We start from the raw sequence: 24,101 nt of genomic DNA, 5'->3' as shown, positions 1-24,101 counted from the left end.
TGTATCGTCCGATAAAAATACCGGATCGATACCGCTATCTGATAAATCCCTGATTCCGTTATAGGATACAGCTTCGCTTGTACAGTGACCGTTTAAACATCATCTTCTATAAAACCTTATTTTTCTTTGCCGTCCACTTCAACTCCTCCGATGAATTCTCTCATCTGTGTGTCGGCAATCACATTTTTCATATTATAGTAGTCCATAACACCGAGTTTGCCATCCTCAAACGCCTTTGCGATCGCAAGAGGTACTCTGGCTTCCGCTTCGACGACCTTAGACTTCATCTGAACGACCTCCGCCTTCATTTCCTGTTCTTTGGCGATTGCCATTGCACGACGTTCTTCCGCCTTTGCCTGTGCAATCTTCTTGTCGGCCTCCGCCTGATCCGCTTGAAGTTCAGCTCCTATATTCCTTCCGATGTCGATATCGGCGATATCGATCGACAGAATCTCAAATGCCGTTCCGGAGTCCAGACCCTTTTCCAATACCGTCTTGGATATCCTGTCGGGGTTCTCCAACACTTCTTTATGGGATTCCGAGCTACCTACCGTTGTAACGACACCCTCACCTACTCTGGCGATGATGGTCTCTTCTCCGGCTCCTCCGACCAAGCGTTCAATATTGGCACGAACGGTTACCCTCGCCTTGACCTTGACTTCGATACCGTCTTTCGCCACTGCTGATATAATAGGTGTTTCGATGACTTTCGGATTTACAGACACCTGTACGGCTTCCAACACGTCCCTACCTGCCAAATCAATTGCGGCAGCCTGCTCGAACTCAAGGTTGATATTCGCCCTTTGAGCGGCAATGAGGGCATTGACTACCGTGGTTACATTTCCTCCCGCAAGAAGATGGGCCTCCAGTTTGTCCGTGGAAAGATCCAAACCCGCCTTGGTTGCCTGAATCATGGGGTTAACGATACGAATAGGCTTTACGCGACGTATCTTCATTCCGAACAGGGTCGCCAAGGAGATCCTCACTCCCGAAAACAGCGCTGTGATCCACAGTCCAACAGGTATGAAGTTCAAAAAGAACAGTACCAAAATGATGATGATAACAAACAAAATTGATTTTACCGGCATCTTATTCCATCTCCCTTACGATTAACTTGTTTCCTTCTACCCCGATGACTCTAACCTTCTTGTCGCTTTCGATAAAGGTGTTTTCGGATCGGGCATCCAAAAGAGTTTGTTCAATACATATCTTGCCTGACGGCCTGAGAATACTTTTGGTCATTCCCTCCTTATCAAGATAAAAACTCAAATCCTCCCCTGACGAAAATCCCTGCTGTTTTGTGAGTCTCATATTCAAAAACAAGCCGTTCTTTTTCGCTTCTTCGGGAATCAATTTTACCACAAGGAAGAGCAATATTACCGTTGTCACGGTTACCAATGCCGAAACAAGAAAAAAATCCGCTACCGTATGCGTTCCGAATAAAATCGTCGCCAATACAATACAGAAACCTATACTGCCCACAACTCCTCCGGGAACAAACAACTCTATACAGATAAGCAAGATCCCCAGGGCCAACCATGCCAAGAACACCGGATCGGAAAAAAATCCGAACATTCCTTCCATAGAACTCATCCAAGCACCCTCCTTCCTCTAAGGTTCTGTCGTTTCATTTTATCATATCTCAAAGATTATATCCCGTTTTTTTAATAAACATTTAATATTCATACTCTTTTTTTACATCTCGATCCGTTTTGTCAAAATCTTTGAACATACCGCCCCGAACCGTTTGTCAATACAAACAAAAAAAGACAGCCGGATCATATTCCGACTGTCTTCTACCTGTCTGTATTAAACTCCCTTTGATTGAAGCGTCATCGCTTTAAACCCCACAAACATCGTATGCTTCGAATAATTGTAGAACTCAAGTCGCACAAACCCCAATCGAAGGGAATACTCGTATCAAAAAACTCGTTCTCCTGTCATCTGTGACAACTGTCTTTATTTTACAACAACAACTCTTTTTTCTATATCTTCCTTGTCTTTCGGATCCGGTTCGCTCGTGATTCCTCCAAAAGGCATCTGTGCCAACAATTTATACTCTTGAGGAACATTGAACAATTCCTTTACTTTTTGATCGATTACAGGATTGTAATGTTGAAGCGATGCTCCTATTTCAAGTTCTCTCAATGCGGACCAAATACTGAGTTGAAGCATTCCGTTCGCTTGATTTGCCCATACGGGGAAATTATCCGCATATGGCGGAAACTGCTCCTGAAGTGCTTTTACGGTATTTTCGTCATAGAAAAACAGTACCGTTCCCGCTCCGGCTTTAAAAGAATCTATTTTTTCTCTGGGAACTTTTCCTTCAAATACATTATAAATTTCGTCCCAAAGCAGATCGTGTTTTTCTCCCAGTGCTACAACCGCTCTTGCGCTTTTCATGTTGAACGCATCAGGAACCAACTCCGTAACCTGTTTGATTTTAGCTACCACCTCATCGGTTGAAACGGGCAGTTTTTTGTTGATGTTATAATAGGTTCTTCTTTTTTCCAACGATTTTACAATACTCATTCTTACATCTCCTCCTAAAATTCAATTATTTTTTTATAAATGTTCCGTTTCGAAGCTCAATAAACGCCTGTTTTAATTCAGCTTCTGTATTCATTACAATCGGTCCGCCCCATGAGATACCCTCATTCAAGGTTTTTGATCCGATAAATAATACCTTTGCCTTTTCCGCTCCCGATTCAATCGTCACGGAACTTCCCTCGGTCAATTTCGCCGCTGTTTTCTCTTCGATTCTTTCTCCTTCGACAGATACGCCCGATAAGAGAGTAAAGAGCATGATGGAATCCTCCGAACCGGTTTTGATCTCAATCTTTGAGTTCGGTTCCAACTCGATGTCGTAGTAGTTAAGCGGTGAATACTTGCCTTGAAAACCTTTGTATTCTTCGTAATCTCCCGCCAACAATCGGAGTTTTCCTCCTTCAAACGGGATTTCCTGAATTTGATTGTTTTTTATACTGTGATACTCGGGTTCCACCATCTTCTTATCGGCAGGCAGGTTCAACCACAGTTGTACCCCGAGCAGACGCTCGCTCGGAGGAAGTTGCTCCTCATGCAAAATTCCCGATCCGGCTGTCATCCACTGAACTTCTCCATCGTCTACGGTATCTTCAAAACCGAGACTGTCCTTGTGTTTCATCTTTCCTTTATAAACGTAGCTTACGGTTTCTATCCCTCGGTGCGGATGCATCGGAAACCCCGCCGTATAATCCTCCGGATTTTGACTGTCAAAAGAATCCAACATCAAAATCGGATCGAACTCTTTTACTGTACCGTGTCCCAATACTCGAACCAGTTTTACACCTGCTCCGTCCGTAGCCGGAAATCCTGTAACCTTATTTTGTACTTTTCTCCTCATTTATTTTCCCTCCCAGTTTCTTCATAAGATAAAGTAAGTGATCTCTTTCTTCATCCGTTAATACACTCATATACTCTTTGATCATGGTTTCATTTTTCGGAGCAAGTCCCTCGATCAGTTGTCTGCCTTCGTGTGTGAGGCTTATTATACAGACCCTCCGATCATTGTCATCCGAAAGACGCTCAACATAATTCATCTTAACAAGATTATTGATAATCAAAGGTATGGTTCCCATACTGCTCAGAATATGTTTTCGTACCATCCCCACCGTCATGTCTCCCTTGCTGTATAAGGCCTCCAAAACAGCAAATTGACTGAACGTTAAGCCATGTTCCAAGGCAAGTTTTGATGTTGCCTTATCTATGCTATTGACATTCCTATGCATTCCAATAAGAATTTTCAGTTCAATATCACCCATACTTACACTCACCCTCATTCAATCTACATAGATAATATCTACATAGATACTGTCACGGCAGTTTTCGTTTGTCAATAGTTTTTATTTTCTTTTTTTGAGCAACTTCTTTATACCGATCCTTCCCTTCGGAATAACATGGAAGATGCTACGAATATTTGTGGTCGAGGAATATAAATATCACAGCAATGCTATCGAAGAACGACATACGATTCTTCTTTTTTTTCATAAAAAATGGAATATGCACCCTTCTCAAAGAGAGGATGCATATTCCATACAGGTGCTGCCTGCTTGTTTAGGACTTATTTCTTGTACGGTACCGCCAGTATAAACCAACGATCTTTTTCAAAACTGTATTCAAATATTTCTCCTTTTTCACTTACCGCAAAATATTTGCTTGGAACAAATTCTCCTTTTACCTCTTTGCCGTAAGCGAAATACCATTCTTCCTGATTGGTTGTCGCAGTAGGGAAGTCCTGGATATCTTCCACTTCTATAAAGTATTTTCCCATCTTAAATTTGGAGATTTTACTTAAAACATTGGACAAGTAATCAAAAGCCTCATCTTCATCAACGATCTGCGGCATCACATCGACCTTGGCTATATAATCCGGATATGTGATCGCCTCTTCATAGATCGGCAGAGGATATGTGGTCACCTTGTCGTAGATCGGCAAAGGATATGTGGTCGCCTTGTCATAGATCGGCAGAGGATACTTTACTCCCTTTGTTTTTTTATTCTCCGTTACCAAAATATTCTTAGTTCCATTTTGTTTCTTTGCCTTTTGGGCATAAGTCACCTCAACATTCTTGCTTTTTTGTGTCTGTGCATGTACCGTTTGAGGCAAAATACCTCCGGAAACAAACAATCCAAGTGCCATAGCTAAACAAACCAAATTTTTCTTATTATTACGTTTCATGATAGACCTCTCTTTCATTTTTAAAACTGTTTTATTTTATTTTCCAAACTCAATCGTTATTCGCTTTTGCACACGATGCAAGTCAAAATCAAACCGTCAAGATAAAAGATGTTTTCCGACCGTCATTTCTTCCGGTACAAACGTTTCTCTCAACATCAGCTCCTGCTTACTCGCTATGCTTCATTCTTTTGTTATACCCGTTTAGTAAAGAATAGGTGTATTGTCCATTTCTTGTATTTTTTCCCACAATGTTTCATCGTTCGCATCCAGGTCGGAAATCTGTTTGTAGATTCCCTCTACTTGTGCATATAGAGGTTCCGTCTCTCTTTGCAAATCTTCATATCTTTCATCCATTCTCATGTAGATCTTGTCCATCTCTTCCTGATCTTCGATCAAAGATTTTTTTTCTTCCTCGGTTAATACCCCGGATGCTCTGATAAACTCCTTATCATCTTCGATCATATTCTGTTCATCGTTTGCATGGTCGAACAATTTGTCCCATAGTTCGGATCGCTTCGAATAGATCTCGTCAATCTCTTTATACAGATCTTCCGAGCTGTCTAAATGCCTGTCACTTATCGAATCGATCTCATCATAGATCTTGTCAATGTCCTCATACAAAGGTTTGGTTTGCTCATATGTTTTGAGCAGCTGCTCTTTTTCGCTTTGGGTCAAAAAACTCAGACTCGAAATATACTTCTCCAAATCAAAGGAGGTTGTATCGCTAAGATCCTCTTCGAATGTTATCGATGAACTCATCGAAGGATAAACAACATCGTGTGCATAAGACGGTATGAACATACTCGCACTTGCTATCGTCGAAATAATCACCCCCCCTGCCAATACTTTTTTTGCATGTTTGAAATTCAACATCATCGTTCACCTTTTCCTTTCGTGTTTCTTTCTTGCTTTGCTTACCTTACAAATTCATTATACAAAACAAAGTTGGGAAACATCTTCTGAAAGTCCAAGCAAACTCCAAGTAAAATTGCGGTAAAACTCCGGCAAAAAAAGAAGGAGGCAAACCCGATTATCCAAAATCGGCTTGCTTCCCTCTTTGTTTCGATCATTCTCTAAACCAAGGTATTGTGATCGGGGTACCTATAAATGCTTGTTTCCTTCTTTATTTCAATCATTGTCCTATAACGGTATTCTCCGACAGAAGTGTGGAGATATCTGTTTTTCGACCGCGAAAAATCGTTTTATTTTCTATTTTGTCTTTCCATGGTCGCAGCTCGTCTGTATCGCAACGTAAAGGAATGATAGGGCAATACCGCACAAAGATGAAATCTTGATTTTCCTGTGAATTTGCAAGAAATGAAGTTTTTTTCAAATCTATGCTTTCAAGAAAGTAAGGAGTTCTATACAGTAATTTTACGCTGTTTTTTTGAATTATGCGGGATCTTTATAGTATACAACTCCAAGACCCGGTGTAATAGCACGCTGATATTCATTGCAATTCCGATTTTTGTATGAACTCTTTTTGTTCATAACCGAGATAAGAAATAAAAACAAATATCAATATGTCAATATACTAGATACTCCACTCCTTCGCCTTGCTCATCGTCGTAAACATGGAGGCATAAGTTCCTCCCGCGTCCATTAAATCACGGTGAGAACCTCCTTCTATGATTCGTCCCTCATCGAAGACGAGGATCTGATGGGCATCCATGATGGTATTGAGGCGATGGGCGATCACAAGCACCGTCTTTCCCTTTGTCAGAGTTCTAATCGACTCCTGCACCATATATTCGTTGTCCACGTCCAGAGATGCCGTAGCCTCATCCAACAAAATGATGGGGGCATTTTTCAAAAAGGCTCTTGCGATCGAGATCCTCTGTCGCTCTCCTCCCGACAGGGTCGTACCTCCCTCGTGGACCGGAGTGTCATAGCCTTTTTCGAGCTTTTCGACAAACTCGTGGCAGTGTGCGAGTTTTGCCGCCTCGAGCACCTCCTCACGCGTGGCATCCTGTTTTCCGATGCGGATATTCTCATAGATGGTATCCTCGATCAGATACACATCCTGGAACACAATGCTCATATTCTTGAGCAGGCTGTCGGCGTAGACGTTTCGGATGTCATAGCCTCCTATAAGAATCTCTCCCCCGTCCACATCGAAGAAACGGGCGATCAAGTTCATCACGGTACTCTTTCCCGAACCGCTCTTTCCGACGAGGGCGGTGATCTCATTCTCCCTCGCCCTAAAGCTCACATCCGAGAGAACCTTCTTGCCCTCCACATACGAAAAATCCACCTTCTTAAATTCGATGTCGAAGTTCTCGAAAGCATGGTCTTCGTCGCGGTAGGGAATCTCCGGCGTGTCGAGGACCGAAAGCAGCTTGTCGATCGAAAGTGTAAAGTACCTCGAAATGACAAAGCAGCCCGAAAACGCCATCTCGACATTTGTAAACGCCAGCGAAATAATAATAAACATCGTCAGACGCTGCAGGGTGATTTCACCCTCAAAATAACGGTTGACCCCCATATAGAGGACGATGGGAAACATCACCAGACTCAAGATGTTCATCGGCACGATATAGGGCACTCCCGCAAGTTCGACATTGATCGACTCCTTCTTGACCTGCTCCAAGGTTTCGCTCAACTTCTCAAACCTCTCTCCGGACATCCGATAGGACTTGAAGACCTCAATCCCTCTCGTATATTCCATAATTCTCGCCAACATCCTTGCACGGACCTGTTTGGAGCGAAGGCCCACCTCCTTGATCTTCTTGGAGCACAGATAGCTCACGGGGAAGATGATCACGAGGGTAAGAGCCTGGATCCCTCCCAGGAACGGGTCGAAGAGGATCAGGCAGAGGGCGAGATACAGGGTAAGAATGAAATACTTAATCAGATCCGCCGTCTGGTGGGTAATCAACATCTCGAAGTCGTTCAGATCGTTGGAGAGGATGTTGGTCAGTTCTCCGACGTTGTTCTTGCTGAAATAACCCATGTTGAGCTTTTTGATATAATCTCCCATCTTGATTCTCAGATGGGCGATTACGGTCGCTCCGCCCGCCTGTGCGAGATAAAAACCCTTGTTGAGGAAACGATAGCGGATGAAGATCATCACGACCATGGAGAGTGTGTACTTCAAGAGCTTGGCACGGGTCACATCCTTGTTGACGAGATCCAGCAGGATCAAAAACAACATACTGTAGATAAAGGCATGGCACACCGCGTCGAAGACCAGGATCCTGTTCGCCTTCATAAACACCTTATAATCCTCTTCTCCGATCAATCGTTTGATATCCTTAAACATGAACTTCACCTCCCATCCCGATACTCCAGAGTTTCTTATACAGTCCCTCTTTTTTGAGCAGTTCTTCGTGTCTGCCCTGCTCCACCATCCTGCCTTCATCCAAGACCACGATGTTGTCGGAGTTCTTGATCGTATACAGCCTGTGGGCGATGATGATCGCCGTCTTGTCCTTGAGCAGATTGCGGATCGACTCTTGAATTAAGGTTTCGTTCTCGATATCCGAATAAGAGGTTACCTCGTCGAGGACGACGATCCTTGCATCCTTGAGGATGGCTCTGGCAATCGATATCCTCTGGCGTTCTCCTCCCGACAGCTTGATACCGGAATCCTCTCCCAGAACCGTCTCGTATCCGTCCTCCAAACTCATGATAAACTCGTGGATTCTCGCCTTTTTGCAAGCCTCCGTCACTTCTTCCCTGCTCTTATCCAAGCCCATAACGACGTTTTTGTAGACGGTGTCGTTGAGCATAAAAGTATCTTGGAAGACGAAGGCGGTGTTGTCCATAATCTCATCGACGGAGATCTCCTTCACATCCCTTCCGTCGATCTTCAAACTTCCCTTCTCGATATCCCAGAACCTTCCGACCAGCATCGCGACCGTAGTCTTTCCGCTGCCCGAAGGCCCCACCAGTGCCGTCGTCGTTCCCGCGGGGATCTTGAGATTGAAGTCTACAAGCACATCCTTGTCCTCGTAGGCGAAGTTCACATCTTCAAAGACAATCTCTCCCCTGTCGACGACGACATCCCCTCCGGAAGACTCCTGCTCCTGCATAGTCAGAATCATCCTGACATTTTCCGCTCCTACCAAAAGCATGGATAGATTGCCTCCGAGCATCATGATTTTGATAAAAGAGGTCAAAAACACGCTCGAAAGCAAGAGAAACATAACAAAGCCTGAAAAATCAAGACTTCCGCCGAGATACATTAGACCTCCGATCGGAATACAAAACAAAATCCCGCCCGAATCGATGATCGAAAGCCCGAACGAATACTTGCCGATCGTCTCGTCGCAGATCTCTATCCACATCTTGAGATAGTCATCGACGGTCTCCTTGTATATCTTGAAGTTTTGCGCCGTCAGGTTGAACGCCTTGAACACACTCATTCCCTGTATGTACTGCACAATGGTAGAGTGCATTCTCTTAAGGTAACTGTTGTAGAGCTCCATCCTCTCATTGTAGCCCTTGAACATATAGGCCTGGGCGAGCATGGCGATAAAAAACGGAATAAACAGGCAGAGTGCCAGCTTCCAATTTATCGTCATCAGATAGATGATCACTGCGATCGGCACGACCAGCGACTCCATGAGATCGGGGATCTGATGGGCGATAAACAGCTCAAGTTTCTCGACGTCTTCGTCCACCGCCTTCTTGATCTGACCTATGGAATGTTTGCGGAAGAAACCCAGATGAATCCTTCCCAAACGCCCGATGGTCCGCTTGCGGATCTCAAAGAGGATGGAAAACGCCGCGATATGCGACATACTGAGAGCTACGATCTGGAGAATGACCGCCGATGCGCTTGCGATCACCGTGTAGATCACAAAACGCAGGATGACCTGCCTGTCCGGCTGAGGCGAAGACAGCTCCACCAAAATATGATACATCAACACATAGGGGAAGAGCTTGCACAGTGCGGTAACAACGCTGAAGACCCCCGAAAACAGGATCTTGAACTTGTGCCTTCCCGAACGCTTTAGAATAAAACCGATGTTTGATTCCCTTGCTTCCTTCTTTTGCTTCATCGGTACGACCTCCTTCTATGACATAATGGACGAACAAACGAGGGCTCGTTTGTCCGTTGATAAATATTATCATATACTAGGTCTTATCTTCTACTTCCCTTGGACAAAAACCATCCGTTTGGACATTGTTTTGCTATGTTGACCCACCTATCCCTTCAACTCCGCGGGTACCTTTTTGGACTCCCTGTATTCCTTGGGATTCATCGCATAGATCTTCTTGAACATCCGCGTAAAATTGCTCGCATTGCTGTAACCGACTTCCTCGCTGATCTGAAGTATCGACTTGGACGTATCCCGAAGTTTCATCGCCGCTACGCTCATTCGCCTTCGTACAAGATATTCGTAGGGAGGATATTGATACATCGTCTTAAAACAGCGTTTGAGAGTCGTACCGCACAGATTGCCCTCCTTGGACAGGGCTTCGATGGTGTGGTGGCGGGTGATGTCCGCGTCGATCAGCTCCTTGAGCCTCTGCGCCTTCTCCATCTGACTTCGACTGAAACGCTTGTACTTCAGTTGCAACTCCCTGTCCAATCCGATATGAAAAAGACAGAAAAACTCCAACAACTTAATCTTGAAATGCTCCATCTTCTCCATCTCCAGCAGGGAGTGCATCTCGTTACAAACACGGTGCAGTTCCTCGTCGCAGGGATAGACGCCCGCCGTAGGGTAGGAATCCAACTTTGCACACAGACCGCGGATGTCGATATCGAAGACCTCTCGGAGATAATCAAGCTCCCCGTCGCAGAAGGAATCCGGACAAAGAAGAAGACAAAAACCCTTGAAACTCTCATCGGGGATCTTGGTCTTGTGCGTGCCGAGATAATTCTTCATGATTGAAAGACTGCCCGGATACATACAGATCTCCTTCGCCCTGTCCAAGTCCGCCCTGTAACAACCACAGCTGCAAAAGGACAACTCGTAGTACCTCGGCATATCCTCGTTGCTCATCAGACCCGAATTCGCATGGGCGATATCGACAAAAAACACATCGATCCCCCTGAACATAGGATAGATAAAGATACTTCCCTCCCCTATGCTCTCATCCATCTTGTAATGGAGCTTCTTCTCGCCCTCCCGCGAAAAAACAAACCCCTTCTTCGTCAGATCCACATCCATCTTCTTCACCTCTTTTTACTATGGCGATACCGCATAATTTAAAAAATCAGCATAAAATTGATTTTGTACGAAGGATTAAACCCTTGAAAATACTGATATAACAAACTTTTGTGTTGTATAAAGTCGAAGAAAAATCGGAAGTTTGCCTTTGTGCTGTATTTCCCTATTATCTATTAAAACTGACAGCTTGAATGCCTTGAAGTATAAAACCATCCCCCATACACAAAGGACAATCAAAATGATAATTCTTTTCAATTATAGTCTACACCATATCGAGGCAAAAGAAAAGACCCGATACACAACGCTATGCATTGTATATCAGGTCTTTGTTTATTTCCCCTTCGGGGTGTCCGGTACTTAATGCTTCGCATTATATACCGGATCTTCGATGTTGTGCCCTTCTCCTTGACGTTTCAATATTTTATCTGTAATGACGAACCCTTACGGGTGTTCAATACCGTGCACTGTGTCCGGCGCTCATTTTTTTGAGTGCCGGAGTGGGCTTAACGGGTTATATAACTTATCTTTCATCCTAAGAAAGGACTTTTAGCACCGGTTTCCGTGCCCTTTCGGGCTTAACGGGTTATATAACTAGTGATTCGTGCGATTGCCAATCGCGTCGAAACTGGGTTTTCGTGCCCTTTCGGGCTTGTCAGGTTATATAACTGTAGTCCTCTACAAAAAACTAATGAAAATTTTCCTGTTTTCGTGCCCTTTCGGGCTTGTCAGGTTATATAACAGACGGAAGCCTTCCGTGAATATTTGAAAGTAACCGGGTTTTCGTGCCCTTTCGGGCTTGTCAGGTTATATAACTTAATAACAAAATATACTTCAAATGGTGATCTCATAAGTTTTCGTGCCCTTTCGGGCTTGTCAGGTTATATAACCCTTAGGTTTTGAACCTATTGAAATCACTTGTATGTAGAGGCCGTTTTTGTAAACCTACCTCAAAAAAGTGATTTTTTTGAATCGGTGAAACCTGTGCCTCCAAAAAAACGATGGTTTTTTTGCCCTCCAGCCATTGCAAACAGAGGTTTAGCGGACTTGGATATTTTTTTGAAAACCTACCCCCTTTTTTGACCCTAAAATAGGTTTTCAAGGAGGTTTTTTGATGATTTTTCACCCGTCCTTAACATATTTATGATACCACAACTTGACCCGCTATTCAAGACCTTCTCGAAATATTCGCACTTTTGCACCGGTGACCGATCGGAGCATTTCCGACAAAATCGATATCACATCCACAAACAGTTCAGCGATCATAGAACCCAATGATGAAAGAAACCAACTTGGATAACGATATGCTTCCAAGCCCCAACCCAAGATTTTATGCTATTATTCATTTGAGTTATGAATATCAGCGTTCTGTACTCCGCAGAAGATAAGACAAATTTTCGTAGTTGCAAAGTATACATAACCACACTTTTATTGGTGAACAGTATGGATCAGATAACAGTATCCACAACCCTGTTTGTTTCTTGCTGTTGTTCATAAGACTCATTCATTTCTATACACTGCATTTACTTTTGCGCTTATATCATATATAATATAAGCGTGAAAGGGAGTGACCGCATGAACCAATTGGAACAAATTCGCAAGATTTCGGAAGAAAATAACGGAGTGATCAAAACCTCGGAGGTCATCAGCAGGAAAATCTCCAAGACAACTTTAGCAAAATTTGTAGAAAAATATAAGTATGAGCGTGTTTCACACGGAGTATATTGCTCTTTAGATGTATGGAGAGATGAACTGTACCTATTACAGCTTCGTTGTCCCAAAACGATCTTTTCTCATGATACAGCCTTGTTTTTACTGGATATGACGGATCAAGAGCCGCTACAATACACCGTAACGGTAAAGAGCGGATATAATGCCACTCATTTACGAGAAGACGGAGTGAAAGTATTTTCTATCAAAAAGGAGCTTTTTGAACTCGGAGTTACAAAAGCAGAAACACCCTTCGGGAACAAAGTATTCATCTATGATCCGGAGCGTACGGTCTGTGACATGATTCGCAGTCGTTCACAAATCGAGATCCAAATCTTTCAGGATGCAATGAAACAATATATCAAACGTAAAGATAAAAACTTACATCGACTGATGGACTATGCGGAAAAACTTCGTGTAAGCAAGCTGTTGAGTAACTATTTGGAGGTGCTGTTATAATGATTCGTTCCTCAAGACAATTAAAAGTGTATTCATCAAGCAAAAAACGGTCCGTTATTTTAAGATCCTCCCTCGTTTTTATATCCGCCTTCCTCTTGTCCCTCTGCACGATACTTCCTCCGCCTTCCTCCTGTGTCTTTTGTGCTGCTTTCTCAGCTTTCCTCTTCCCGTAGGTCTGCGCCTATCTTCAAGCGATAGGTGACTAGGGTACCTCCGCCTTTTCCTCCTTGGATCTCAATTCCGCTGTCTTCTCCGAGCAGGAGTTTGATCCTCTGATCGACGTTCTTCATCCCTATGCCTCCCAGCTTGGTTTTGACACGATTTTCGTCCCTTACCTTCGCTTCTTTGTAGCCGATGCCGTCATCTTCGACCTCGATGATCAAAAAGTCGCCCTCCCTCTTGTAGGAGATCTCGACGGTCCCGCTCTCCTTCTTGGGACGGATGCCGTGGTAGATGCTGTTTTCGACAACGGGTTGGAGGATCAGCTTGGGGACGGGGACCTCGAGCAGGTCTTCCTCCCCTTCCATCCGGTAGGACAGCTTGTCCTCGTAGCGGGTCTGCTGGATCTTGAGGTAGTTCTCGGCATGGTTGAGCTCGTCTTTCAGGGGCACGACGGTCTGATTGATATGCAGGGACATCCTGAGCATTTCGCCCAGAGCCTTGCTGACTTGGACCGCCTTTCGGTTTTCACCGAACTCCGCAAGCCAGAGGATCGTATCGAGGGTGTTGTACAAAAAGTGAGGATTGATCTGGCTTTGCAAGGCCTTGAGTTCAAAGAGTCTCTTGGCGTTTTCCTTGCTTGCAATGTCCTGCGTCAACTGTTTGATCCGATCGATGAGGGCATTGTACTCCCTTGTCAGGGTCCTGATCTCACTGGGGCTTTTTTCGTTGATCGAAAGATGACTCCAGCTCTCATCGAGGGATATCATCGCGTTTTTCAGTTCGACGATGGGCTCGGTCAACTTCTTGGATATCCTCAGGCTGATAACGGCACTGATCCCCAGAAGGACGAGGGCGGAGAAAAGAAGGATGTTCATCAGTTTTTCCTTGAGCACTTCGACGTCTTCCATGGAGGAAACGCCCACCAATATCCAGTTGGAGTGGGGCACCTTCTCCTTGGTGATGATCAAGTCGTCCATGGTCATCGTGGCGGCGCTGTCTTCGATAAGGGTCTTGATTTTTTCTTCATCCATAAAGACGCTCTCGTCGGGGTGGTAGAGGATCATATCGTTTGCATCGACGATGTAGGCATAGCCCTTGTCCCCGAGGCGAAGCGAGGAGAGGTAGTCCTCGATGAACTTGTAGGATACGTCAATCAAAACGACACCTAAATGCTCCCCGCCTTCTCCGACAATCTCGTGGCTGATCGATATGACGCGGTCGCCCTCCTCCTTGTTGAAGGGCTCGTGATATACGGAGGTGATGACGGGCATCTGCTTGGACGAGACCGCCGCCCGGTACCACTCCTCCTCCATCATATTCTGCGAGAGGGGCACCGCCATATTGTTGTTGCTCGTAATGGCGAAACCGTTCTTGGATATGACCGCAACGGTGCGGATCCTCTCATCGCTCTTCGCCGAGATGCCGACCATGGCGGTAAGCGCCTCCACGGAGGCCGAATCGATGTTTTTTACCGCCTTGAGCGTGTCGGGATACATGGAGATCAGGTCGCTCAGGATCTTGATCTTGTCGACATAGGAGACGATGAAGTTGCTCGTCTGTTCAATCGAGTCCTCGGTCTGCTTTTTGCGGTTTTCGCTGATGATGTCGGAGACCTGGTAGTACAAGACGGTAGAGAGCACAAGGACGATGGCGATCGAGATCGCCAAAAAGGCGGTGGCGATACGAACATTTATTTTGGAAAAAAATCGTTCATCCTTCATTTCAGCTTCTCCCGTCGATACTGTTTGGGCGTTATGCCCCAGGTTTTCTTAAACTTGGTAATAAAGTAGTTGACATCGACAATCCCCACTTCTTCCGCAATCTCATAGTTTTTGAGGGAGGTCGAAAGCAGGAGGAGTTTCGCCTTCTCCATCCGTTCGCGATTGACATAGTCCTGGAAGGGAAGCCCGTAGATCTGTTTGATCACTCCGCTCAGATAACTGCTGTTGAAACCGATGTCGTCCGCCATCTTTGCAAGGGAGAGCTCTTCCTCGAAGAGGTTCTTCCTCATATATTCCGCGACAATCTCGGCGGTATCGGAAGGATCCACACCCTCGCCCAAGGCCTCGAAAGTCTGCTCATAGCTCTTTCTGTGCTCGTCCCTGACCTTGGCTTGCAGTCGATGGACCGCCTTTTTGAGAACGACCTCGATATCGTCTTTCGAGACCGGTTTGAGGATGTAGTCATCGACTCCCGCGCGGATCGCCGTCTGTGCGTATTCAAAGTAGCTGTAACCGGTCAGGATGACGATGACGGCATCGGGCTGCAATTCCCTGATCTGCGCCGCCGCGGTCAATCCGTCCGTCCCCGGCATATTGATGTCCATAAGGATGATGTCGGGAGCCTCCGCCTCGGCGACCTCGAAGGCCTGCTCTCCGTCCCCCGCCTCGAATACCTCGGATATGCCCAGTCCGCTCAAGTCGACAAGGGACTTGATCCCTCTTCTTATCAACGGCTCATCATCTACGATCAAAAGTTTGTACATGGAATTCCCCTTACTTTATATTGCTTATCTGTTTGAATCAAGTGGTTTTTCTACTGTCATCCAATTAAACTATTCTCCAATAGAAGGATGGATGCATCTATTTTTTGACTACGAAAAATCGTTCTGTCTTCTATTGCTCAGATATCGTTTATATCCGCAACTCAAAAGAATAATAGTATACATGTCCGGTACACAGATCTCACTATCCGAATTGTGTTTCGGCAATGAGATCTGTGTACCGGACATTTCAAACGGTCAATAAGATTATTTGATCAGGTAGGTCAGGTAGCCGTAGCCTTCCGCCTCCATCTTCTCCAAGGGCACGAAACGGATGGATGCACTGTTGATACAGTATCGAAGTCCTCCCAGCTCCTTAGGTCCGTCTTCAAAGACGTGTCCGAGGTGTGAATCCGCACTTCGACTCCTGACTTCCGTCCTCTTCATATTATAGCTGTTATCCTCAAGGTATGTCACGACATTTTTTGAGATCGGCTTGCTGAAACTCGGCCATCCGCAACCCGAATCGAACTTGTCGGTCGAGGTGAAGAGGGGTTCTCCGCTGACCACGTCGACATAGAGCCCCTTCTCCTTGCTGTCCCAATACTCGTTGGAAAAAGCATATTCGGTCTGATTCTCCTGCGTTACCTTGTACTGGATGTCGGTCAGGGTCTTTCTCAGGACTTCATCGCTCGGCTTGGGATACTTACCCGCGTCAATCAGGGGTTCGTCCGCCTGCGTGATATCGATGTGGCAGTAACCGTTGGGGTTCTTCGCCAAATAATCCTGGTGGTATTCCTCCGCCATATAGAAGTGCTCCAGAGGAAGGACCTCAACGACGATGTCCTTGTCATACTTCTTCTGTTCCTCGGCCAAGACCTTCTCAATCACAGCCTTTTCCTTGTCGTCCGTATAATAGACTCCGCTTCGATACTGGATCCCTCTGTCGTTGCCCTGTTGGTTCAAACTGGTGGGATCGACGACCTTGAGGTAGTACATCAGCAGTCTGTCCAGAGATACCTTGCTCGGATCGTAGGTCACTTCCACCGTTTCGGCATGACCGCTGTTGCGATATACCAAGTCCTCATAGGAAGGGTTCTCGGTCGTTCCGTTGGCATAACCGCTTACGGCATCCGCGACCCCGTAGACCCTCTCCAGGTATGCTTCCAAGCCCCAGAAACAGCCTCCCGCCAAGTAGATCTTCTTGAGTTCGGCCTTGGAATAATCCACCTTTTTATTGGGATTTTGATATCCCCTGTCCATCTCCTTCGTCGATGTCTTCTCTACGGTCTGAGCCGTGGAGGACTTGACCTTTGCCGCACAACCGACCAGGGCGACAAACGCCAATGCAACACAAAGTACTTTAAGCATTTTCATCTACATTCTCCCTTCTCGGCGAACTGTGAATTTCGCCGTTTTCCTATTTTACCTGTTCGAAGGCTTTGGTGATCTGCTCCGAGGACAGGTGGCCCGGTGCAAGAGATACCAACACTCCGTCCGTACCTACCATCGCCGAGATCGGATAAGCTCTTACCATATAGGTATCTATGGTGTCGCCCGTTTCGTCAAAGAGGACCTTGATATTGGAATAGCCCAAGGTATTGAACCATTTGATAAACTCTTCCTTGCTCTTTTCTCCGTTTTTGCCCGGTGCGACCACGGTAACGATCTCAAAGTCATTGTCTTCTCCCGCAAGGGTGTTAAGCTCTTCCAAGCCCGACAGACAGATCGAGCACCACGATGCCCAGAATTTGACATAGACTTTCTTTCCGCCCTGTTCGCTCAAGGTGTAGGTATTGCCTTCCATATCCTTCAGACTGAAATCGGGAGCAACTTCTCCGTCGTTCCTCTTCTCGCTCTTTGCCATCTTCTTATCTTCCGTTTTTTTATCCTTCATTTCTTTATCTTTCATTGAGGCTCCGTGCATAGCCCCATCCTTCATACCCTTATCTTTCATTGCGTCACCTTTCATTGCGTCGCCCTTCATTGTGTCACCCTTCATTGTGTCACCTTTCATTGTGTCGCCCTTCATCGCATCGCCCTCCATAGAGCCTTCTTTCATTGCATCGCCTTCCATTGCATCGCCCTTCATTGCGTCGCCTTCCATGGAGCCTTCCTTCATATTGTCCTCCGACATCATCTCTGCGCTTTGCTCCATGGCCGTCGCATCCTTGTTTTCCATCTTGTCCTTGGATTCTCCCTGAGAACAGCCTGTCAATACAAGTGCCATCATACCCATAATTGCTACTGTTTTTTGTAATCTTTTCATCGTTTCCTATCCTTTCTCTCCAATGTTACAGTTATAATCTTCTCTATTTTATACTATTACCCGAATATGACATCCCTCTTATCAGTGAAAAAGGGTTTCAAAAAATACCGTGAGTCTTGTCAACTGATTGCTCATCAGCAGGATTCCCATCAGTACAACCAAGGCTCCTCCCGTTTTCTTGATAGCGGTCAGATGTTTTTCAACAAAACCCAACCTTCGCAGTATGAAACTTGAGGCAAGGGCTATGACGAGGAAGGGAATCATCAGACCGACCGAATACACCGCCATCAAAAAAGCTCCGTAAAACTCCGTTCCGCTGCTTGCGGATGTCACGAGGACCGCTCCCAAGATCGGGCCTACGCAAGGAGTCCATCCCAAACTGAACGAAACTCCCATCAGATAACTGCCCAGAGCCTTCGTCTTGTTGTTTTTGATATGAAGCCCTTTAAAACCGTCGAACTTTCCTATTTTTATAAGTTCCATCTGATGGATCCCCAAGAGCACGATCATCAGCCCCGAGGCAAACAGGACCCACCTTCCGCTGATCCATCTCCCCAGAAAACCGGCACCAAACCCCAGTAGGATAAAACTTGTCGACAGCCCTGCAACAAAGGTGATCGTCTTGATGATTGCTCCGATATTCAGTTGTAACCCGCCCAAACGGACCTTGTTGTACTCTCCCTCCTCATCCGTCAACAGTCCGATGTAGACCGGTATCAACGGAAAGGTACAGGGGGCAAAAAACGAGAGTAACCCGGCAAAAAATACACTGCTTATAAGTATCTGTTCTTGGAACATCTCTATATTCCCCTTTTCTCAAAAAATTCTCTAACGTCTGATAAGTCGGATACCGGCTTCGTCGTTCTTGGCGTTCGTTGCTGCGAATACAGAGGCTCACAGACAGGTTTTCAAAAAAACACTCGTCACAACGTTTAACACACGGCATTTTATAGAGGGAGCACGGTAAGGTTTTGTTTAGACCGGCCTCGGTATCCACAACTAAAGATATGCGAACCTTTGAAGTGAAAAGATGTTTGGCAAAGTCGATATCCGTCTTTCTCATCCGTATGAGTGTATTATAGCGAAACTTTTTCAAAATAATAATCGAATCTCATTGATAAAAACTCTAAAATGATTGGGAGTTTTATATTTTTGGAGCAACGAGGATAAAAGTTCTTGTATATATGATTTAGGCTGATTTACATCGTTTTGTTCTTTGAACATCCTCTCCTTTGTTTTTCCTTACATCCGAGTTTTACCCTTGTTTCAATGTCATAAAAAGGGCAGGTTTTTGGATCTTACTTTGGAGTTTCAGACAGGGCTCGATCAGGACCTATATTGTTATACTCATTTGAGTTATAGATATCAGTAACCTGTATTCAACAGGAGATAAAACGGGTTTTTGTGATCATAAAATAATATAACCACACTTCTATTGAAGAATATAAAAGAAATAAAAAAACTCGATGTCAACTGTTCAAACGAACAGTAGTATTATACTTTACTTTAATTATATTGAAGAAATCCCTCACAAAGGCAAACCGCTTTTTCCCTTGGATTTATAAAACACGAGAAATACCGGGATCAACGGATCCAAGAAGTTCTTCATCGATATAAAACGGATGCTATACGGATCTTTCGAATTATGCGGTGTTTTGCAGTATGCTCTCAAAAACTTTAACTTTTCTTTCCTTTTATGTTTTGTCGGATTGATTCTGCGGTATCTGCTTAACATAGACCCGAAAAAAAATTCGCAACACACAGGTGTGACCTGTTGATATATCAATGATCGGAGGAAAACCATGAAAGCAAGTACGAAACAGGAGCTATTGGAAAAATGGCTTGAAGAAGAACGAACCGCACATATCAAGGGCTGGGATTTTTCGCATATTCATAACCGATACAAGGAAGAAGATGAGCTTCCCTGGGATTTCAAGACGGTGATCAAAAAGTATTTGACAGAGGATATGACATTATTGGATATGGAGACGGGAGGAGGCGAGTTTCTGCTGTCTCTCAACCATCCCTATGCCCTCACCTCCGCCACCGAGGGTTATCCTCCGAATGTCGATTACTGCCGGGAGAAACTCCTTCCCCTCGGCATCGACTTCAAGGAGGCGGACGGATTCGAAGCTCTTCCCTTCGGGGAAGACTACTTCGATCTTATTACCAATCGGCACGGGGACTACGAGATCTCGGAACTGCAACGAACCTTGAAGAAGGGAGGACTCTTCATCACCCAACAGGTCGGTGCGGAAAACGACATAGAGCTCGTAGAGCTTCTGCTGGGCAAGGCGGAGCGTCCCTATCCCAAGCAATATCTCAAAATAAAAAGACAGGAACTCATAGAAGCGGGTTTCGATATCCTTGAGAGCGGGGAGGCCTATCGCCCCATACGATTCTACGATGTAGGAGCCCTGGTATGGTTTGCAAAAATCATCGAATGGGAGTTTCCCGGATTTGCGGTAAAAACGCACCTGCCACAGCTGTACCGGGCACAGGAGATCCTCGATGATACCGGAGTTATCGAAGGAAGCGTCCATCGTTTCTATCTGGTGGCAAGACTGCGTAAGAACTGACGGTCTTCTCTCACAAAACACACAGAAACTTATAGCTAGAATGAAATTAACTAATACTATTCTTCGTTTGAAATTCCGGTTAGACAGAATATACAATTTCCGAAAAAGAACTTGGGTGATCGTATGCTTCAAAGTATTCAACCTGTCAATTCCAATAAAAAATAGTATACGACCCCATAAGAATGATGAACCTCTCTGACAAAACACCCCTCGGAGCAACGATATAAGTGCCGAAATATGTACGGCTCCGATGAATAACAGCTCTCGCCTTCGATATTATGATGAAGATGCCGGAACATTAAGGAAACACCGCACAAAGACAAACTTCCAGTCTTTCTTCGATTTTATAAAATACAAAGGTTTGTCATATCAATATTTTCAAGAATATCATCCTTCGTATAAAATTGATTTTATGCCGGTTTTTTGAATTATACGCTATCACCTTAACGGTTTTGTCGGATATACACCGTTCTGTGAGCCCATCCGTATTGGGATGAGGAGGTCAAATAAGAGCAACGACGCCCATACCGCTACACCGATGAAAAAACACTTATCCCTGTCAGGGAATCCCATTGACGCGATCACCAAATAAAGAAAGGATGCTACCATGAAAATAATAATAGAAGAAAAGGCAAAGTCCTACCTCAAACGAAAGAATATCAGCGAGATCCATATCACTCCTATCACAGCAGGCTCGTGAGGCGGTGGCGGGGTGCAGCTTGCATCCATAAGCATCGGTCCTCCTTCTCGAAACAGGGAGGCATACCGCCTGTATGAAGAAGAAGGGTGCAGGATCCACGTCGCTTATTTTCTCAAGGCAATCGACGATATCCTCATCCTCGACACCGAAAAATTCCTGTTCTTCGAGCACCTCTGTGCCCGAAACCTGAAAACGGAGTTGTAATACAGCTCTGCGACGGCAGAAGGCGAACTGTCAATATGCCGTTATATCGGCGGGGAATGGAATGATACGAAACATAGAGCATTTGAACCTATCTATTTTTCAAAGACTCTATATTCTGTAAACAACAAGGGAGAGAGAAAAAGGTTGTTTGATTTTATGTTGGAGTTTCATACTATTCTCCAATAGAAGTATGGATATATCTGTTTTTCAATCCACGAAACATCGGTTTATCTTCTATGGGTCACAAATTGTTTATATCTATAATTCAAAGGAAGAATCGTATCATATAAAACCTGAACTCCGATAAGAAAGTACGTTGTTATACTTCACTTTATTATAAGAGGAAGATACAATTCGAAAAATCAGCATAACATCCATGTTCTATGAAGAATGAAATTCCGGAAGCATTTGGTTTGACAAACCTTCGTGTTTTGTAAACTCAAAGGGAAATCGGGAGTTTACCTTTGTACGGTGCTTCCTTTACAGTATTATCAATAGATCGGAGGAGACTTATGAAAGATTCTTGTCAGGAATGTCTTTGCACATCCAAAATCCCCCTGTTTCGCGAACTCGACGAAAGTGAACAACTGAAGATCGTCGCTTCCGCAGAACACTTCGAACGCGATGCCATGGAGATTGTCGTACACGAAAACGAAAAAGCGGACTTTATCCTCGTAATCCGTGAAGGCAAGGTCAAGCTCAACACCTTCGATTCCGAAGGTAAGGAATACATTTTGAGCGTAAAATCGGAGTCTCATATCATCGGTGAAGAGTACCTTCTCAAAAACACGGTCTTCGACTACAATGTAGAGACGATGGAGGCAACCAAGTTCTGCAAAATCTCTACCGACGTTCTTTTTGCAAAGTCGATGGAAAATCCTCTCTTTGCCCAAAAAATGATCTTGAACCTGTCTAAAGAACTGCAAAATGCAAACAACAAGATCCGTCTGATGATGGAATCCGATGCCTTGAGACGGATCTGCGGTTTTCTTCTGCAACAGAGCAGTCTGATCGAAAAAAGCGAGATCCAACTGGGCCTCGACGACATCTCCGCCATCATAAACCTGCGTAAAGAAACCGTAAGTCGTAAGCTGAAACAACTGGAACAGAAAGGACTGATCCGTAGAGACGGGCACAAAAAGATAAAGATCCTCGACTCGGAGGAACTGGAACATATTTTTTATGAAATTTGATTTAAATCAATGTTTTCCTATCAAAGCTCCTATATAATGAAGACAATTCACAAGCATCGTCGGATATTCTTCAGAATAGGAGCTTTTTCTATCCCTCGAATATCCCGATATATGAGTTGTCTACGACTGAGGACACTCCGAGCGGCGATTGTCAAGATACGATTGGAGGATCGTAGGACACGCCCCTTGACCTTTACATGTGGAAGATCTCCATAAAGATCAGGTACAAACAATGTTTTAGAACTATAAGGAGGAAGACTATGAAACGAAATGTGAAATCCAATGTTTGGTGGGTAGGTTTCATCGATTGGGAATTGGAGCAATTTCACGGAGATGATTACTCCATCTACAACGGCTCGAGCCAGAATGCCTATCTGATCGAGGAAGAAAAAACCGTCCTGATCGACACGGTATGGAAACCTCACGACCGACACTTTATCGACAATCTCAAGCAGGAGATTGACTTAAACAAAATTGACTATATTATCGTAAACCACGGAGAGATCGACCACTCCGGATCGCTTCCCGCCTTGATGAAGGAGATCCCCGACACTCCCATCTACTGTACCAAGAATGCCTTGAGCAGTTTGAAGGGACAATTTCACGAAGACTGGAACTTCAATGTTGTCAAAACCGGAGACACCCTCGATATCGGGAACGGAAAACAACTCATCTTCGTTGAAATGAAGATGCTTCACTGGCCGGACTCCATGGCGACCTATATGACGGGTGACAACATCCTGTTCTCCAACGATGCTTTCGGTCAACACTTTGCCGTTCAGGAACTGTTCAACGACAAGGCGGATACCTGCCTCTTGGACAAGGAGGCCATGAAATACTACGCAAACATCCTCACTCCGTTTTCTCCTCTTGTGAAAAAGAAGCTGGAAGAGATTTCGGGATTCAACCTTCCCATCGACATCATCGCTCCTTCACACGGTGTTATTTGGAGGGATAACCCCATCCAAATCGTAGAAAAGTACGCCAAGTGGTGTGACAACTATCAGGAAGATCAGATCACCATCGTGTATGATACCATGTGGGAGGCCTGCACGTCGATCGCACACCTGCTCGGAGAATACCTCCATGAATTGTCTCCCGATACGAAGATTAAGATCTTCAATTGCTCTAAGGAAGACAAAAACGAGATCATGACCGAGGTCTTCAAGTCCAAGGCGATCATCGTGGGCTCTCCCACCGTCGGTCAGGATGTCCTGTCCTCCGTGGCGGGCTGGCTCCACTTTTTGAAATCGCTGAAGTTCAAAAACAAAAAAGCTGCCGCCTTCGGAACCTACGGTTGGTCGGGAGAAGCACCCAAGCTGATCAGAGAAGCCTTAATCCAGGCAGGATTCGACACCATAGAAACCTTTGCCAAGGTCAACTGGACCTTAAAAGAAGAAGACAAAGAACAGCTCAGACAATTGGCGAAAGACCTTATCGATGCTTGCTGATACCGCCGGCACCCCAAACGATCAGCACTATGTTTATGCGAGATCAAAAG

20 protein-coding genes and 1 CRISPR repeat array are annotated in these 24,101 nt (G+C 44.9%); of the genes, 5 read left to right on the top strand and 15 right to left on the bottom strand.

Annotation, left to right across the window (positions count from 1 at the left end):
• Window positions 1-116 precede the first annotated feature (116 nt).
• The 10 genes from floA to ACFO4R_RS00910 form a co-directional block, all read right to left on the bottom strand.
• Window positions 117-1,088 (bottom strand): flotillin-like protein FloA, encoded by a 972-nt coding sequence (floA, locus tag ACFO4R_RS00955; protein ID WP_379787085.1) that lies wholly within the window; start codon window positions 1,086-1,088, stop codon window positions 117-119.
• 1 nt (window position 1,089) lies between these two features.
• Window positions 1,090-1,593, bottom strand: coding sequence for an NfeD family protein (locus ACFO4R_RS00950; protein ID WP_379787084.1), 504 nt, complete (start codon window positions 1,591-1,593; stop codon window positions 1,090-1,092).
• A gap of 366 nt (window positions 1,594-1,959) precedes the next feature.
• Entirely contained in the window at window positions 1,960-2,532 is a 573-nt protein-coding gene (locus ACFO4R_RS00945) for a nitroreductase family protein (RefSeq protein ID WP_379787083.1), read from the bottom strand.
• Window positions 2,533-2,557: 25 nt separating this feature from the next.
• The gene (locus ACFO4R_RS00940; protein ID WP_379787082.1) at window positions 2,558-3,385 is read right to left on the bottom strand and encodes a pirin family protein; all 828 of its coding nucleotides are present in this window, start codon (window positions 3,383-3,385) and stop codon (window positions 2,558-2,560) included.
• Complete coding sequence (locus ACFO4R_RS00935; RefSeq protein WP_379787081.1) at window positions 3,363-3,803, bottom strand: MarR family winged helix-turn-helix transcriptional regulator; 441 nt, start codon at window positions 3,801-3,803, stop codon at window positions 3,363-3,365. Before ACFO4R_RS00935 ends, ACFO4R_RS00940 begins: the two co-directional genes overlap by 23 nt.
• Window positions 3,804-4,102: 299 nt before the next feature.
• On the bottom strand, window positions 4,103-4,720 hold the full coding sequence (locus ACFO4R_RS00930) for a hypothetical protein (RefSeq protein ID WP_379787080.1): 618 nt from the start codon (window positions 4,718-4,720) through the stop codon (window positions 4,103-4,105).
• A gap of 201 nt (window positions 4,721-4,921) precedes the next feature.
• Window positions 4,922-5,596 (bottom strand): FbpB family small basic protein, encoded by a 675-nt coding sequence (locus ACFO4R_RS00925; RefSeq protein WP_379787079.1) that lies wholly within the window; start codon window positions 5,594-5,596, stop codon window positions 4,922-4,924.
• A gap of 658 nt (window positions 5,597-6,254) precedes the next feature.
• Window positions 6,255-7,982, bottom strand: coding sequence for an ABC transporter ATP-binding protein (locus tag ACFO4R_RS00920; RefSeq protein ID WP_379787078.1), 1,728 nt, complete (start codon window positions 7,980-7,982; stop codon window positions 6,255-6,257).
• Window positions 7,975-9,726, bottom strand: a complete 1,752-nt coding sequence (locus ACFO4R_RS00915) for an ABC transporter ATP-binding protein (protein ID WP_379787077.1) — start codon at window positions 9,724-9,726, stop codon at window positions 7,975-7,977. Before ACFO4R_RS00915 ends, ACFO4R_RS00920 begins: the two co-directional genes overlap by 8 nt.
• Before the next feature lie 147 nt (window positions 9,727-9,873).
• Window positions 9,874-10,845 (bottom strand): helix-turn-helix domain-containing protein, encoded by a 972-nt coding sequence (locus tag ACFO4R_RS00910; protein ID WP_379787076.1) that lies wholly within the window; start codon window positions 10,843-10,845, stop codon window positions 9,874-9,876.
• Window positions 10,846-11,400: 555 nt separating this feature from the next.
• Window positions 11,401-11,732: a CRISPR direct-repeat array (repeat unit 37 nt; unit sequence GTTTTCGTGCCCTTTCGGGCTTGTCAGGTTATATAAC).
• A gap of 685 nt (window positions 11,733-12,417) precedes the next feature.
• On the opposite strand from ACFO4R_RS00910, the gene ACFO4R_RS00905 reads away from it, so the two are divergent.
• A complete protein-coding gene (locus ACFO4R_RS00905) occupies window positions 12,418-13,011 on the top strand; it encodes a type IV toxin-antitoxin system AbiEi family antitoxin domain-containing protein (RefSeq protein WP_379787075.1) in 594 nt (197 codons plus the stop codon).
• Window positions 13,012-13,163: 152 nt separating this feature from the next.
• Here the strand turns inward: ACFO4R_RS00905 and ACFO4R_RS00900 are convergent, their stop codons facing one another.
• From ACFO4R_RS00900 to ACFO4R_RS00880, 5 genes are all read right to left on the bottom strand, one after another.
• Window positions 13,164-14,894, bottom strand: a complete 1,731-nt coding sequence (locus ACFO4R_RS00900) for a cache domain-containing sensor histidine kinase (RefSeq protein WP_379787074.1) — start codon at window positions 14,892-14,894, stop codon at window positions 13,164-13,166.
• The gene (locus ACFO4R_RS00895) at window positions 14,891-15,658 is read right to left on the bottom strand and encodes a response regulator transcription factor (RefSeq protein ID WP_379787073.1); all 768 of its coding nucleotides are present in this window, start codon (window positions 15,656-15,658) and stop codon (window positions 14,891-14,893) included. The genes ACFO4R_RS00900 and ACFO4R_RS00895 overlap by 4 nt, the downstream gene beginning before the upstream one ends.
• Before the next feature lie 264 nt (window positions 15,659-15,922).
• On the bottom strand, window positions 15,923-17,032 hold the full coding sequence (gene msrAB, locus ACFO4R_RS00890) for a bifunctional peptide-methionine (S)-S-oxide reductase MsrA/peptide-methionine (R)-S-oxide reductase MsrB (RefSeq protein WP_465254253.1): 1,110 nt from the start codon (window positions 17,030-17,032) through the stop codon (window positions 15,923-15,925).
• A gap of 43 nt (window positions 17,033-17,075) precedes the next feature.
• Window positions 17,076-17,924, bottom strand: coding sequence for a redoxin domain-containing protein (locus ACFO4R_RS00885; RefSeq protein ID WP_379787072.1), 849 nt, complete (start codon window positions 17,922-17,924; stop codon window positions 17,076-17,078).
• 81 nt (window positions 17,925-18,005) lie between these two features.
• A complete protein-coding gene (locus tag ACFO4R_RS00880; RefSeq protein ID WP_379787071.1) occupies window positions 18,006-18,722 on the bottom strand; it encodes a cytochrome c biogenesis CcdA family protein in 717 nt (238 codons plus the stop codon).
• A 1,004-nt stretch (window positions 18,723-19,726) separates the two neighbouring features.
• Between ACFO4R_RS00880 and ACFO4R_RS00875 the strand changes: the two genes are divergently transcribed.
• The 4 genes from ACFO4R_RS00875 to ACFO4R_RS00860 all read left to right on the top strand — a co-directional run bounded on the left by ACFO4R_RS00875 (window position 19,727) and on the right by ACFO4R_RS00860 (window position 24,051).
• A complete protein-coding gene (locus ACFO4R_RS00875; RefSeq protein ID WP_379787070.1) occupies window positions 19,727-20,503 on the top strand; it encodes a class I SAM-dependent methyltransferase in 777 nt (258 codons plus the stop codon).
• Between the two features lie 712 nt (window positions 20,504-21,215).
• Window positions 21,216-21,407 (top strand): hypothetical protein, encoded by a 192-nt coding sequence (locus tag ACFO4R_RS00870; RefSeq protein ID WP_379787069.1) that lies wholly within the window; start codon window positions 21,216-21,218, stop codon window positions 21,405-21,407.
• Window positions 21,408-21,919: 512 nt separating this feature from the next.
• Window positions 21,920-22,600 carry a Crp/Fnr family transcriptional regulator gene (locus ACFO4R_RS00865; RefSeq protein WP_379787068.1) on the top strand — a complete coding sequence of 227 codons (681 nt, stop codon included), beginning with the start codon at window positions 21,920-21,922 and terminating at the stop codon, window positions 22,598-22,600.
• A 260-nt stretch (window positions 22,601-22,860) separates the two neighbouring features.
• Window positions 22,861-24,051 (top strand): oxygen-binding di-iron domain-containing protein, encoded by a 1,191-nt coding sequence (locus ACFO4R_RS00860; protein ID WP_379787067.1) that lies wholly within the window; start codon window positions 22,861-22,863, stop codon window positions 24,049-24,051.
• Window positions 24,052-24,101: the final 50 nt, after the last annotated feature.

This window comes from Filifactor villosus (genome assembly GCF_042652965.1).
GTDB classification, from domain to species: domain Bacteria; phylum Bacillota; class Clostridia; order Peptostreptococcales; family Filifactoraceae; genus Filifactor; species Filifactor villosus.
This window is presented reverse-complemented; position numbering and strand designations above follow the sequence as displayed.